The organism is Pararhizobium sp. P1_E7, assembly GCF_056405855.1.
In genome coordinates this window covers 78,412-93,112 of record NZ_JBFUBH010000003.1, presented here as the reverse complement: position 1 = coordinate 93,112, position 14,701 = coordinate 78,412, and the positions used below count along the sequence as shown (strand labels likewise).

Annotated in this window: 11 protein-coding genes; 6 read left to right on the top strand and 5 right to left on the bottom strand. The window is 62.9% G+C overall.

Translation table 11 applies throughout. The features are described 5' to 3' along the window. Nucleotides 1-4: 4 nt before the first annotated feature. The 4 genes from AC1D17_RS05110 to AC1D17_RS05095 are packed head-to-tail and all read right to left on the bottom strand — an operon-like array spanning nucleotide 5 to nucleotide 5,300. Nucleotides 5-1,102 carry a DUF917 domain-containing protein gene (locus AC1D17_RS05110; RefSeq protein WP_477564341.1) on the bottom strand — a complete coding sequence of 366 codons (1,098 nt, stop codon included), beginning with the start codon at nucleotides 1,100-1,102 and terminating at the stop codon, nucleotides 5-7. Next, nucleotides 1,102-2,370 carry a Zn-dependent hydrolase gene (locus tag AC1D17_RS05105; protein ID WP_477564340.1) on the bottom strand — a complete coding sequence of 423 codons (1,269 nt, stop codon included), beginning with the start codon at nucleotides 2,368-2,370 and terminating at the stop codon, nucleotides 1,102-1,104. The genes AC1D17_RS05110 and AC1D17_RS05105 overlap by 1 nt, the downstream gene beginning before the upstream one ends. Further along, a complete protein-coding gene (locus tag AC1D17_RS05100) occupies nucleotides 2,370-3,749 on the bottom strand; it encodes a dihydroorotase (RefSeq protein WP_477564339.1) in 1,380 nt (459 codons plus the stop codon). The genes AC1D17_RS05105 and AC1D17_RS05100 overlap by 1 nt, the downstream gene beginning before the upstream one ends. A gap of 12 nt (nucleotides 3,750-3,761) precedes the next feature. Then, a complete protein-coding gene (locus AC1D17_RS05095) occupies nucleotides 3,762-5,300 on the bottom strand; it encodes an aromatic amino acid lyase (protein ID WP_477564338.1) in 1,539 nt (512 codons plus the stop codon). A 139-nt stretch (nucleotides 5,301-5,439) separates the two neighbouring features. Between AC1D17_RS05095 and AC1D17_RS05090 the strand changes: the two genes are divergently transcribed. Then, entirely contained in the window at nucleotides 5,440-6,660 is a 1,221-nt protein-coding gene (locus tag AC1D17_RS05090; RefSeq protein ID WP_477564337.1) for a LysR family transcriptional regulator, read from the top strand. Between the two features lie 50 nt (nucleotides 6,661-6,710). On the opposite strand, the gene AC1D17_RS05085 is transcribed toward AC1D17_RS05090, so the two are convergent. Then, nucleotides 6,711-7,682 (bottom strand): GlxA family transcriptional regulator, encoded by a 972-nt coding sequence (locus AC1D17_RS05085; protein ID WP_477564336.1) that lies wholly within the window; start codon nucleotides 7,680-7,682, stop codon nucleotides 6,711-6,713. 111 nt (nucleotides 7,683-7,793) lie between these two features. Between AC1D17_RS05085 and bcoG the strand changes: the two genes are divergently transcribed. From bcoG to AC1D17_RS05060, 5 genes are all read left to right on the top strand, one after another. After that, nucleotides 7,794-8,696 (top strand): 3-dehydrocarnitine:acetyl-CoA trimethylamine transferase BcoG, encoded by a 903-nt coding sequence (gene bcoG, locus AC1D17_RS05080; protein WP_477564335.1) that lies wholly within the window; start codon nucleotides 7,794-7,796, stop codon nucleotides 8,694-8,696. A gap of 180 nt (nucleotides 8,697-8,876) precedes the next feature. Continuing rightward, a complete protein-coding gene (locus AC1D17_RS05075) occupies nucleotides 8,877-10,367 on the top strand; it encodes a carnitine 3-dehydrogenase (RefSeq protein ID WP_477564334.1) in 1,491 nt (496 codons plus the stop codon). Nucleotides 10,368-10,539: 172 nt separating this feature from the next. Beyond that, nucleotides 10,540-11,700 (top strand): acyl-CoA dehydrogenase family protein, encoded by a 1,161-nt coding sequence (locus tag AC1D17_RS05070; RefSeq protein WP_477564333.1) that lies wholly within the window; start codon nucleotides 10,540-10,542, stop codon nucleotides 11,698-11,700. 2 nt (nucleotides 11,701-11,702) lie between these two features. After that, entirely contained in the window at nucleotides 11,703-13,757 is a 2,055-nt protein-coding gene (locus tag AC1D17_RS05065) for an acetate--CoA ligase family protein (RefSeq protein WP_477564332.1), read from the top strand. Nucleotides 13,758-13,762: 5 nt separating this feature from the next. Continuing rightward, nucleotides 13,763-14,545 (top strand): carnitinyl-CoA dehydratase, encoded by a 783-nt coding sequence (locus AC1D17_RS05060; RefSeq protein ID WP_477564331.1) that lies wholly within the window; start codon nucleotides 13,763-13,765, stop codon nucleotides 14,543-14,545. The last annotated feature ends 156 nt before the right edge of the window (nucleotides 14,546-14,701 follow it).

The following is a 14,701-nucleotide window of genomic DNA, read 5'->3' as shown; positions in this document are numbered from 1 at the left end:
CTCCCTACATCCGGCCGGACAAAGCGTAGCTTGCGATGTCAATGCCCATCGCCTTCTCGACAGGCGGATAGACCGACGGATCGAGCACGCTCGACGCCAGAGGGATGACGGTTTTGGGCACATGCAGCACGAAGATTGTCATGCCGACCTGTAATTGCCCGACACTCAACGGTTCGCCCTCCTGCGATAGCGTGGTGATGACGTCGGGGAAGGTCGCAAGCCGCGTGCCGCCGGCATTCTCGACAGCCATATATTCGTTCATGACATGCAGTACCGTAGAGTCATCGCCCTTCCCCAGAGTCACCGTGCCGATATCGAAAGCTTCCTTGGTGTAGACGACGGATTTGCCGGTGATGACGCCTTCCGCAAGGATCGTACCGTTGGTGGTCTTGGCGATCGTGTCGATGATGGCGCTGCCGCCCTTGCCTTCCGCTGCGATAATCGCCTCGCCCAGAGTCAAGGCCAGCGAGATGCCGCCAAGTGCTGCGTTCCTGCGCACATAGGACGCGCGTAGCGGGTTGCGGCARGATGCGATGAAGCCGCCGGACATGTCGGATGCGGTGCGCAGGATCGGCGAGACTTTGGCGGTCGCGCCGCGCACGACCAGCTCGATATAGCGGTTCTCCTCGCGATTGCCGCCAACCGCGGTCTGGATCATCTGCTCGGGCGAGCCCGCCATGCCGATCGACCCCATGTCGCCGGTCGGATGCGCCCGCATGTCGCCGACGGCATCGAGAACCTTGGTGCCGAGGATCGCCGATGGCAGCCAGCCGTTCAGGGTCGAGGACTTGCCGTTCTGCCCGACCATCAGCGCCGAGACCTTTTCGCCAAGCGCCTCCTGCAGCAGCTCGACCGCCTTGACGTAATCGACACCGCGCATTTCCCAGGGCGTCGTCGAGGCCGGTGCGCCGATGRCCGCAGCCGTCGCTACCCAATCATCGGCGTCGAGTTCGTCGATGGAAACCAGTTCCGGCTTGCCGATCGACACCGCGGCATAGCCGAGCATTCGCCCATGATCGGCCCAGCCGCCACCGCCAGCCGCATAGACCGAGCCGCCCTTGACCGCCGCTTCGACGTCCTTTTCCGTGAGTATCCGGCCCATCACTGCTCTCCCTGTAGATCCGCGTCGAGTTGCCGGACGGCCTCGAACAAAACCGCCGCGCCAAGCGCGATGTCGTCATTCTCGGCCCATTCGTCCGGCGTATGCGACCGTCCCTCGCGGCAAGCGATGAAGATCATTGCCGACTTGGAAATCCGTGCCATCCAGGCGGTATCGTGACCGGCACCGGACGCCATGCGACGGCGCGTTGCCCCGGCACGGTCACAGGCCTGTTCGAGATTGCGCATCACCAAGGGGTCAGCGGGTGTCGGAAAATTGTCCGAAATCAGCTTTGGCGAGGCGATCGACACACCGGTTTCGCGCTGGATATCAACGGCGAGCTGATCGATCTCGGCAATGAACCGTTCCATGTCGGGCCGCAGCTCCGCGCGTGCATCGATCAGGATGCGGGCGCGTGACGGCACGACATTGGCCGCATTCGGCGCGATCGAGAATTCGCCGACCGTCGCGGTGAAATGCCCCTCGCCTTTGGCAAAATCCATGGCCAGACGTTCGACCTCGCCGACCATGCGCGCGGCAGCCACCAGCGCATCGCGCCTGTGCCCCATCGGCGTCGTGCCGGCATGGTCCGCCTGGCCTTCGAAGAGAATTTCGATGCGGGTAATACCGGCGATCGCCGTGACGATACCGATATCGCAGCGCTCGGCTTCCAGCACCGGACCCTGCTCGATATGCAATTCCAGAAATGCCTTGATATCAGAGCGCTTCTGCCGTGCCAGCCGCGACGGGTCACCGCCGGCATCGATCATGCCTTGCCGCAGAGTGAGCTCCCCTTGCGTGCGGCTCAGCCAGCCGTCCGGGATCAGGCCCGCCAAACCACGGCTGCCGATACAGGACACGCCGAAGATCGAGACTTCTTCGGCGAGGAAATCGACAACCTCCAGATCATGATCGAGCCGGATGCCGGCATCGCCCAACGCCTGCGCGACTTCGAGCGCCGCAGCCACGCCCGCGATACCGTCGAAGCGGCCGCCTTCCGGCACCGTATCGGAATGCGAGCCGAGCATGATCGTCCCGAGCGTGGATTTACGCCCTTTGCGGCGGCCGATCAGGTTTCCGGACGCATCGATGCGGGTTTCCAGTCCGGCCGCCTTGAAGCGCTGTTCGAGAAAGCCCCGCCCTTCGAGAAACAGTGGCGTGAAGGCACGGCGCGTATAGGGTTTGTCCGGCTCGGTGATACGGGCAAGGCCCTTGATAATATCGGCAATGCGCCTGATATCGACAGGAAGATTGGTTTCGACCGTGGCCATCAGATAGCCTCGCGCAACGGAAGGCTTGGCAGCGGCCGGACGAATTGGCCAGTGCCGGGCGCTGCCAACACCGCCTTGCCATCGAAAACCTGTACGCCCCGGTTATAGGTAGCAGCCACCCGCCAGGGCAGGCGGATGCCATTATAGGGCGACCAGCCAACGACATTGTTGCCGCTTGCCGCCGCGTCATAGCTGTAGGGCTCCGGCGTCAGGACGGCGATATCGGCATCCTTTCCGGCTTCCAGCGCACCCTTCCGGTGATCCAGCCGGAAATGCCGGGCCGGGTTGAGCGACATCAGTTCGGCGGCGCGCGTCAAGGGAATGCCGCGCTCCAGCAAGCCTTTGACAAACAGAGGGATCATCACTTCCAGCCCTGGAACACCGGATGCGTTGGCGAGCATGTCCGTATTGGTCTTGCGGTTTTCCGACCAGCTGACGTGATCGGTCGAAACCAGCGTCACCTTGCCGTCAGCCACATGCCGCCAGAGCTTTTCCACCTCGGCGCGCGGCCGGATCGGCGGATTGATCTTCGCCTTGCCGCCCAGCCGCTTCACGTCGTTTTCCTCATCGAGAACGAGATAGTGGATGCAGCATTCGATGGTGGCGCGAAAACCCTGTGCCCGATAGGCGGCGGCGATATCGTAACCGCGCCCGACCGAGCAGTGGACGACGTGGGCAGGACAGCCTGTCGCCGCCCCTGTTTCGTAGATCTGATTGGTGGCCAGCAGCTCCGTCAGCGGCGGGCGTGACAGGCCGTGGGCGCGGTAGTCGGTAATGCCGGCCGCCTTGACCTTGTCGATCGCGGCCCGCACCGCCTCGTCGTCCTCGTTGTGCACACCGGCAGCCAAGCCGGTTGGCGCGATCGCCGCAAAACAATCCTCCAGCAAACCGGCCGGAATGCGCGGAAAACGTTTCGGATCCGTGCCGAAGGTCGAGAACTTGAACGCGGCGACGCCCGCCTCGACCATCTCGGGAATACGTGCCGGACCTTCCTCCGGATCAATCGTGCCGTAGAGCGCGAAATCGACGCGCGCCTGTTTGCCGGCATGATCGATCTTGCGCTGCACGGCCTGCGCCGAGCAGACAAGATTGCCTTCGTCATAGGGCATGTCGACGATGGTGGTGACACCGCCCGCCGCCGCCGAGCGCGTCGACCAGATGAAATCCTCCTGATCCTTTTGGCTCAGCGAATGCACCTGCGCATCGATGGCTCCGGGCAGGATCAGCGCGCTTCCAAGATCATGGCGTTCGCGTGCGCCCGGCATGGCGCCCTGCCCGACAAACGCCACCTTGCCGTCGCGCGCAGCGACGAACCCGCCCTCGACGATGCGATCGGCCAGAACAACCGTCCCTTTCAGAACCAGATCGAAGTCAGACATCCCCTGCCTCCCTTACTGTCCAAGCGCAAAGAAATCGTCGAATTCGGGCATCGGCGCGGCCGCCACGATCGCCTCAAGCAGGCGCCCGCAGGCAAAATCGTGATGCAGCACCTCGATCTCCTTCGACAGTGGCCGGTCCTTGAGATAGACCGGGCTGACGGCCCGCACCCGGTCATAGGCAATCCGGGTGACGCCGTGCGGTGCATCGCCCAAAAGATCGATGGCCTGGGCCGATAGCATGGCCTCGATCGCCGCCATCTGCCTGAGATCGCGCACCTGCGTTTCCATGCGCTCAACGATCAGCGGCAGGAAGGTCGCCTCCTCCTCCAGACCGCCGGCAACGACGATCGATTGCGCCGACAAGGGAACAGCAAGCGACTGAACGCGCATGTAGAGTTCCACCACCAGCTTCATCACCGGGCCAAGGCCGCTCGCGACTTCGCCCGGTGCGACCAGGTTGATCGGCAGGTTTCGCCGCACGCCGTTGGAGAGAAGGATGCAGCGGTTCAGCACATTGCGCGCCACATGCGAAAAGGCGATCTGCGCCGTCTCGATATAGAGCGTCGTCGTCAAAGGCAGCGACGCGCCGGACGAATGCACCTGCCCGCCCAGCACGACCGGATTATCGTCGGACAAATAGGTCGCATCGACCAGCCGTTCGGCCGCGACCAGAAGCGTATCGACGGCTGCGCCAAACACCTGCGCGGTCATGCGCAGGCTCAAGGGATCATGGATTGCCGTCGGCAGCGGCCAGTCGACACAATCGGACTGGCCATAAAGCCAGGAGCCGACCAGCGCTTCGCCGCGTGTTCCAAGGGTTGCGGCAACCCGCCACGGGTCGGCAGAGGCGCCGAGCGCCAGCGACGACATCAGGCCAGTGGTCATCAGCACGCGAACGGCCGATGCCGCCTCGCGCAAGACGTCGGCGGCCGCGGCAAAGGCCGTCGCGTTGACGCTGAGCGCTGCCAGCGCATCGCGCGGCAGCATGACGAAGGGTTCAAGCCCGGCGCGGCGGAGCGCCTCCACCGCGTCGAGCAATTCACCCTCGAAAAAGGCTTGGCCCGTACCGGTCAGCACCGAGGCGATTTGCCCCATCAGGCCGATATCGGCACAGCCGATCGAGCCATGGCGATGGACGGCCGGCACGACGCCGCGCTCCAGAAGAGCCAGGAACGCCTTGACGAGATCGACGCTGCAACCGGTATGGCCGGCGAGCGCCGTGTTGATGCGGATAGCGATGGCCTTGCGCACGATGGCTGCGGAAAACAATGGACCGGTGCCGAAATGGTGGGCCTTGACCAGTGCCGTGTTGAATTCCACCAGGTCATCGACCGTCCACAGGCGATCCTTCATCGAGCCGACGCCGGTATTGGCGCCATAGACCGGCAGGCCCATGGCGATACGACCGGCGATGACGCTGTGGGCGGTATCGACCCGTTCGAATGACTGCTCGGCAACGACGGGCACGAACAGGCCGGAGCCGATTTTCTCCAATGAGGAGAAGTCGAGCGGGTTACCGTTCAGGACAATGGTTTTCACCGATGCATGCATGCTTTGACTCACCTTGTTGGCGACATGCTATGCCCAACAGCCCGGTTTGTGTTATATCCCAAAAATGAAACACCTGATGCCGATGGCTGTACATATCGGCGCTACCCCGCAATCCGCCTGAAGAGGATCGTCACCGCCCATGGACATTGCCACGCTCGCCCTTGTTCACGCGATCCTCGACGAACGCGGAATCCGCCGGGCAGCGAAGGTGAGCGGCAGGCCGCCGGCAAGCGTCAGCGCCGCCTTGAAACGCTTCGAGGCAGCCATCGCGGTGCCGCTGGTCCGGCGCGAGCGCGCCAATCTTGTGCCGACATTGGAGGCGCAGAGCCGCATGGCTGACCTTGCAGCCGCAAGCGAGGCCATCAGGTTGCTCCTGTCCCCCGGCAAAAACCCGGATGCCACACCATCGATCAGCTTGACCGCGCTGGAACGCTTCGTCACCGTCGCCCGCAGCGGCAGTATCCGCGGCGCGTCGAAGATGTCGGCGACCGGACAGCCGCAGCTGACGCGGCAGATGAACGACCTGGAGCGCGACCTCGGCTACGCGCTCATGATCCGTTCGCCATCCGGTATCGCCTGCACGGCCGAAGGCCTGGCGGCGATCCCGATCGTCGAAAACCTGCTCGAAATCTGGCGGCGGCTGTCGCGCGCCTCCGGCGACCGCTTCCGCCGGGCGGCTGCGACCTGGCGTTTCGGCTCGGTAATGCCGCTCGGTCCGGAAAGCGAGATCGCCCGCATGCTGGCGGCGCTGACGGCGCAGTGGCATCGCGCCCGCCCGCGTCAGCCGCTGTTCGTGTCCAGCACGACCGCCGACGAACTGATCGCCGGCCTGAAGAACCGTCGTTTCGACGTGGTCCTGCTTGACCTCGAAACCTTCCCGTTGGAATTCGAAGGCAGGCTGATTTCGCGCACGCCGCTGGCGCTCGCCGGCCACCCGTCGCTGTTTGCCAGGCACGGCAGCGATATCGGTGGATTGCTGCAAGCCAATCCCATCGCCGTGCCGAGCGTCAAAAGCGGGCTGCGCCAGCAGGCGACCCATTTCATCGAGGCAACGCTCAGCGAGCAGGAACGCAGCAGGCTGACATTGACCGAAGTCGATTCCATCCCCGTCATCCTCAATCTGGTGATGGACCACGGTTATCTTTCGGTGTTGCCGGAAAGCTCCGCCGCCCGCATGCGAAATGCCCCGGCGATGCTAAGGCTGGGGCCTGGCTATATGCAGAGCCTGTCGCTGGCATGGCAGAAAAACGCGCTCTCCCGGCAGGTGGCGGAAGCCATGCTGGGCATGATGACAACGGACAGGACATTGGGCCAGCCCATGCTTGAATCACCTCCTGCACAATGGACGCCAAACGCCTGATCTGACTCAGGAATCCACCACCCCTTGAATCGACGCGCGAAGGACTTGAATCAACTCTTGAGCTTGACGCGCCTTCGCGTTTCGCTCGGGCTTTCGCGGTAGTGGGCGCGATAACTGCGCGAAAAGGCCGAGGATGAATTGAAGCCGGTAGCGGCGGCGATATCGGCGAAATCGGCACGGGTCTCGATCACCTTGCGCCGCGCCGCATTCAGCCGAAGTGCCAGGTAATGGGCATGCGGCGCCACTCCCATGGTCTCCTGAAACAGGTCCTGCAAGTGGCGGGCGCTGACACCCGCCCGGCGGGCGAGACGGGCCAGCGTCAGGGGGGCATCAACCGTCTCTTCCATCAGCTTGACGGCTGCTCCCACCCGGGCATCCAGGATGCGCATGTTGCCGATGGCGGGAACCTGGAGCAGGTCGCCGCGCGTGCGCTCCTGTTCGTAGATGAACAGCCGCGATACTTCCAGCGCCAGCGAATAGCTGTGCTGGCGGCGGATCAGCTCCAGCATCAGGTCAAGCGTCGGCAGCGAACCGCCGGTGGTAATCCGCTTGCCGTCGATGACGAACCGCTCGCGCACCACGGTGATGTGCGGATAGGCGGCAGCGAAATCCTCGAAATCTTCCCAGTGATTGGTTGCCGAGAAATTGTCGAGCAGGCTGGTCTCGGCCAGAAACCATGTGCCGGCCTCGATCCCGGCCATCACCTCGCGATGCCGGGCCGTTCGCGACAGGAGCATCTTCAACTGCATCGTCGCGTAGGCCCTCCAGTTGTAGCTCGACAGGATAAACAGCGGTGCCGTTTCATTCTGTGGCCGGAAAGGCCCGGCAACGGGGATGGGAATTCCGCTCTTGGTTTCGATCGGCTGGCCGTCCGGGCTGAAAATCGCCCAGTCGTACAGCACCTTTCCGGCAATGCGATTGGCGGCACGAAGCGGTTCGATCACCGACGCAACGAGGATCAGATTGGTCTCCGGCAACACCAGCAGATCGATATGCTGGGTCCCATCCGCTGGAACGAGCATTCGTCCATCTCCGGCTTCTAATTCCGAAAATGTATAACACACATCCGCAAAAGGAAAGCAGAGCCGGCATTCTTAGCTCGTAATGCCGGTCAAGAACAAGGGGAGGCTTTTATGCCACTGAGCATGAACCGCGACGTTTTCATCACCTGTGCCGTCACCGGATCCGGCGATACCGCCGGCAAGTCGCCGCATGTGCCGCGATCGCCAAAACAGATTGCAGCCTCGGCCATCGACGCCGCCAAGGCAGGTGCTGCCATCGTCCATTGTCACGTGCGTGATCCGGATACGGGTGCACCGAGCCGCCGCAATGACCTCTACAAGGAAGTCACCGATCTCATCCGCTCCGCCGATGTCGATGTGGTGCTCAACCTGACGGCCGGCATGGGCGGCGACATGATTTTCGGCAATGTCGAAAGCCCGCTGCCGCTCAATCCCAACGGCACCGACATGGCCGGCGCCACCGAGCGCGTTTCCCACGTCGCCGAATGCCTGCCGGAAATCTGCACGCTGGATTGCGGCACGATGAACTTCTCGCTCGGCGACTATGTCATGACCAATACGCCGTCGATGCTGCGCGCCATGGCCAAGTTGATGACCGATCTTGGCGTGCGCCCGGAAATCGAGGCTTTCGATACCGGTCATCTCTGGTTCGCCAAGCAGCTGGTCGAGGAAGGCCTGATCGAAGACCCAGTCCTGATCCAGCTTTGCATGGGCATTCCGTGGGGTGCGCCCGACGACCTCAACACCTTCATGGCGATGGTCAACAACGTCCCGAAGAACTGGACATTCTCTGCCTTCTCGATCGGCCGCAATGCGCTTGCCTATCCGGCAGCGGCAGTGCTTGCCGGCGGCAATGTCCGCGTCGGGCTGGAAGACAATCTCTATATCGGCAAGGGCCAGCTCGCCACCAACGCGCAGCTCGTCGAAAAGGCCGTCGGCGTCATCGAAGGCATGGGCGCCCGGATTATCGGCCCGGCCGAAGTGCGCGAGAAGCTGAAGCTCACAAAAAGATAGACCCTCCCAACCCTCCCCACAAGCGGGAGGGCCTGATCTGCGGCACCGCTTCCGCCAAAAACTGAGCGCACCGCAAGCTGAAACGTTGATGAGATTGATGTTGGAGCGGCGAGGTAAGCTCCTCCCCTTTGTGGGAGGGGGTTGGGGCGGGGTCTTAAGACAAACAAAGGTGGAACAAGCATGACCAAAATCACCAAGGCAGCCTGCATCGGCGGCGGCGTTATCGGCGGGGCCTGGGCGGCGCGCTTCATTCTCGCCGGCATCGACGTCAACATGTTCGATCCGCATCCGGAGGCAGAACGCATCGTCGGCGAAGTGCTCGCCAATGCCGAGCGCGCCTATGCCATGCTGACTATGGCGCCCCTGCCGAAGAAGGGAAGGCTCACCTTCGTCAAGAGCATCGAAGAAGCTGTGCAAGGCGCTGACTGGATTCAGGAAAGCGTTCCCGAGCGGATCGACCTGAAGCGCAACGTGATCACCCAGATCGACGCGGCCGCCTCGCCGACAGCCCTGATCGGCTCCTCGACATCAGGCATCATGCCGACGGACCTGCAGCGTGACATGAAGCATCCCGAGCGCATGTTCGTCGCCCATCCCTATAATCCGGTCTACCTGTTGCCGCTCGCCGAACTGGTCGGTGGCGAAAAGACCGCCAAGGCGACGCTGCAGGATGCCAAGGCAAAGCTTGCGCCGATCGGCATGAAGGGCGTGATCATCAACAAGGAGATCGAGGCCTTCGTCGGCGACCGCCTGCTCGAAGCCGTCTGGCGCGAAGGCCTGTGGCTGATCAAGGACGACATCTGCGATACAGAAACGCTCGACGACGTCATCCGCTATTCGTTCGGCATGCGCTGGGCGCAGATGGGCATGTTCGAGACCTACCGCATTGCCGGTGGCGAAGCCGGCATGCGCCATTTCCTCGCCCAGTTCGGCCCCTGCCTGTCCTGGCCCTGGACCAAGCTGATGGACGTCGTTGATCTCGACGACGAACTGGTCGACAAGATCGCCGGCCAGTCCGACGCGCAGTCCGGCGCCCGCGGCATCCGCGAGCTGGAACGCATCCGCGACGAAAACCTCGTCGGCATCATGCATGCCTTGAAGAGCGGCGATGGCGGCAAGGGCTGGGGAGCCGGCAAGCTGCTCGCCGATTTCGAGGACAGTCTCTGGGCCAGCGCCGAAAAGCCCAAGACCGATCTGGGCCAGGCACAGCCGATCCGCATTCTCGACACCAAGGTCAACGCCGCCTGGGTCGACTATAACGGCCACATGACAGAACACCGCTACCTGCAGGTGTTCGGCGACACGTCGGACGGCGTCCTGCGCCTGATCGGCGTCGACCTCGACTACGTCAAGAACGGCCACAGCTACTACACGGTCGAGACCCACATCCGCAATCTCGGCGAAGCCAAGCTCGGCGACGCGCTCTACTCGACCTGCCAGATCCTCTCCTATGACGAGAAGCGCCTGCATATCTTCTCGACCATCTACAACGCTGCCTCCGGCGAAGCGGTGGCAACCGCCGAACAGATGATGCTGCATGTCTCCTCCAAGGAGAGCAAGGCCGTTCCGGCTCCCGCCTCGGTTCTCGACAGGATCAAGGCGATTGCCGAGGCGCATGCTGGATTGCCGAAGCCTGAGGGCGTTGGGCGTGCTGTGGGGCAGAAACGATAGGCGGACGGCAAGGCTGCCCCTGATCCGCCCTGTCGGGCACCTTCTCCCCGTAAACGGGGAGAAGGGACAAGCGGCAACTTCCGTCGTCCCCTCTCCCCGCCTGCGGGGAGAGGGCTAGGGTGAGGGGCAGGGCTTGGGCCGAACCCAAAACAAGAATACGAGGGAACACATCATGGATTTCGCACTGACCGAAGAACAGCAGATGATCGTCGATACCGTTCGCGGCTTCGTCGAGACCGAAATCTATCCGCACGAGAACGAGGTCGAACGGACCGGTACCGTGCCGAAGGAACTTGGTCAGGAGATTGCGCAAAAGTGCAAGGATCTCGGCTTCTTCGCCTGCAACATGCCCGAAGAGGTCGGTGGCGCCGGTCTCGATCACCAGACCTTCACACTGGTCGAGCGCGAACTCGGCCGCGGCTCCATGGGCCTCACCGTGTTCTTCGGCCGCCCCTCGGGCATCCTGATGGCCTGCAATGACGAGCAGCGCGAAAAATACCTGATCCCCGCCGTCAAGGGCGAGAAATTCGATGCGCTGGCCATGACCGAGCCGGATGCCGGCTCCGACGTGCGCGGCATGAAGTGTTTCGCGCGTCAGGATGGCGACGACTGGATCGTCAACGGCACCAAGCATTTCATTTCACATGCCAATATCGCCGATTTCGTCATCGTCTTCATCGCCACCGGCGAGGAAGAGACGCCGCGCGGCCCGAAGAAAAAGATCACCTGTTTCCTCGTCGATCGCGGCACACCGGGCTTTGAAATCCGCAACGGCTATGACTCGGTTTCTCACCGTGGCTACAAGAACTGCATCCTCTCCTTCGACGATTGCCGTCTGCCCTCCTCCGCCATCCTCGGCGAAGTCCACAAGGGCTTCGACATCGCCAATGACTGGCTCTACGCCACGCGCATTACCGTTGCCGCGACCTGCGTCGGCCGCGCCCGCCGGGTGTTCGACTACGCCCTGCCCTATGCAGCCGAGCGCAAGCAGTTCGGCAAGCCGATCGGCGCCAACCAGGGCGTTTCCTTCAAGCTCGCCGACATGATCACCGAGATCGACGCGGCAGACTATCTGACTTTGGCAGCAGCCTGGCGGCTCGACCAGAAGCTTCCGGCCAACCGAGAGATCGCATCCGCCAAGCTCTATGCCTCGGAAATGCTCGCCCGCGTCACCGATGAGGCGATCCAGATCTATGGCGGCATGGGCCTGATGGACGACCTGCCGCTTGCCCGCTTCTGGCGCGACGCCCGGGTCGAGCGCATCTGGGACGGCACGTCCGAAATCCAGCGGCACATCATCAGCCGCGACCTGCTCCGGCCGCTTGGAGCATGAGCATGACCCGCTCTCTCACCCGCCTTATCCGGCCCAGATCCATCGCCGTCTTCGGCGGCAAGGAAGCGCGCCGGGTTATCGAACAATGCGACAAGATGGGGTTTAGGGGCGATATCTGGCCCGTGCATCCCAGGGAGGACGAAATCCTCGGCCGCCGGTGCTACCGCTCTGTGGCCGAGCTTCCGGGCGCACCCGACGCTTCCTTCGTCGGCGTCAACCGTCAGCTCACCATCGAGATCATCCGCGATCTGTCTGCCCGCGGCGCCGGTGGTGCCATCTGCTACGCTTCCGGCTTCCGCGAGGCCGTCAGCGAGCTTGCCGACGGCAACGATCTGCAGGAGGCGCTGGTCGCAGCGGCCGGTGACATGCCGATCGTCGGCCCCAATTGCTACGGCTTCATCAACGCGCTCGACGGCGCCCTGCTCTGGCCGGACCAGCACGGTATGCAGCGTGTCGAACGCGGCGTCGCGGTTCTCACCCAGTCGTCGAACATTGCCTGCAATATCTCCATGCAAATGCGCGGCCTGCCGCTCGCCTATATCATGACGGCGGGAAACCAGGCGCAGACCGGCCTCTCGGAGCTTGCCATCGCCGCTCTCGAAGACCCGCGCGTCACCGCCGTCGGTCTGCACATCGAAGGCTTTGACAGCATCGAGGCGCTGCAGCGGCTGGCGGCGCGGGCGCGTGAACTGAAAAAGCCGGTCGTCACCCTGAAGGTCGGCAAGTCCGAAGCCGCGCAGCTGGCGACGGTCTCGCATACCGCATCGCTCGCGGGCAACGACGCCGTTTCCAGCGCCGTGCTCGAACGCCTCGGGATCGGCCGCGTCGATACGCTGCCGGAACTGCTGGAAACGCTGAAGCTGCTCCACCTCCACCCGCCGCTGAAAAGCCTCGACATCTCCTCGATGAGCTGCTCCGGTGGCGAGGCCTCGCTGATGGCTGATGCCGGCGTGAAACGGAAGACTGTGTTCCGGGCCCTGAAGGACGCGCAGCGCCAGCCCTTGCGCGAAAGCCTCGGCGAGATGGTCACCATCGCCAACCCGCTCGACTATCACACCTTCGTCTGGGGCAATCTGGAAAAGCAGACGACGGCGTTTACGGCGATGATGAAGGGCGATTATGCGCTCAACCTCGTCGTCCTCGATTTCCCGCGGCAGGACCGCTGCGATGCAGCCGATTGGAACACCACCTGCGAGGCCGTCATCGCCTCGGCCAAGGCGACGGGCGCCGTTGCGGGCATCGTCGCCAGCCTCGGTGAAAACATGCCGGAAGACACCGCACTGTCGCTGATGGCCGCCGGCGTCGTTGCCTTCTCCGGCATCGACGAAGCGCTGGCCGCCGCCGAAATTTCGGCCGGCATCGGCGCCATCTGGGCGAAACCGGCTCCGGCACCGCTCCTGTCCGCACAGTCGGAAGGCGGAGAAATCGTTGTGATCAGCGAGAGCGAGGCAAAAGCCGAACTGGCAAAATTCGGCCTCGCAGTCCCGGCAGGCAGGACTGCGTCCACAACAGATGAAGCTGCCGATGCCGCCGAAACGCTGGGCTTTCCGGTGGTCCTCAAGGGTCTCGGCGTTGCCCACAAGACCGAAGCAGGTGCCGTCAAGCTCAACCTTGCCGACCGGCAGTCGGTTCTTGATGCAGCAGAGGCCATGAGAAGCGTCGCGTCCGGCTATCTTGTCGAAAAAATGATTGCAAAACCCGTCGCTGAAATCATCGTCGGCGCGCTTCGTGACCCCGTCGCCGGTCTGGTGCTGACCATTGGCGCCRGCGGGATTCTGGTGGAATTGCTGGACGATTCGGCGAATTTAACCCTTCCGACGACGCCTGAGGCTATCGGCGAGGCCATTTCCGGCCTGAAAATCAGAAAGCTGCTCGACGGATATCGCGGCAGCCCAAAAGGCGACATTCCGGCCCTCATTGCAGCTGTCGCTGCCGTGGCATCCTATGTCGCTGCAAACGCTTCAAAGCTCGAAGAACTCGATATCAATCCTATCATGGTCTTGCCGCAAGGGTCTGGAACCGTTGCGGCCGATGCCCTGATCCGTCGAAGGAAATAACGCCTATGACCGGACCTATCAGAACGCGCCGCGAAGGCGGAATTCTCGAAGTCACCATCGATCGGCCGAAAGCCAATGCGATCGATCTGGTGACCAGCCGTATCATGGGCGAAATCTTTGCCGGCTTCCGCGACGACGAGACGTTGCGCGTCGCGATCATTACCGGTGCTGGCGAGAAATTCTTCTGTCCGGGATGGGATCTGAAGGCGGCCGCCGGCGGCGACGCGGTCGATGGCGACTACGGCATCGGCGGCTTCGGCGGCATGCAGGAACTGCGCGATCTCAACAAGCCGGTCATCGCTGCCATCAATGGCATCTGCTGCGGCGGCGGTCTGGAAATCGCCCTGTCGACCGACATGATCCTTGCTGCCGAACACGCGACCTTCGCCCTGCCGGAAATCCGCTCGGGCACGGTCGCCGATGCCGCCTCGATCAAGCTGCCAAAGCGCATCCCCTACCACATCGCCATGGACATGCTGTTCACCGGCCGCTGGCTGGATGCGGCTGAGGCGCACCGCTGGGGCTTCGTCAACGAGATCTTGCCCGCCGACAAGCTGATGGAGCGCGCCTGGGCGCTCGCCCGCCTGCTCGAAAGCGGCCCGCCGCTGGTCTATGCCGCGATCAAGGAAGTGGTCCGCGCTGCCGAAGGCGAGGATTTCCAGACGACGATGAACAAGATCACCAAGCGCCAGTTCAAGACGGTCGATATCCTCTATTCGAGCGACGACCAGCTGGAAGGCGCGCGGGCGTTTTCGGAAAAACGCGACCCGGTCTGGAAGGGAAAGTAGCTGCCGGGCAGCGCATGACGGCAAGGCGCACAACGATTTTCTGCGCCCTGGCACCATAAGTCAGATTTATGATAACTGCGAAATTTTTATGTGAATACAGAGGCCAACTCTGAAGATACCATGATTTTCAACGGGTTTTCCGGAATCGGGGCGCCC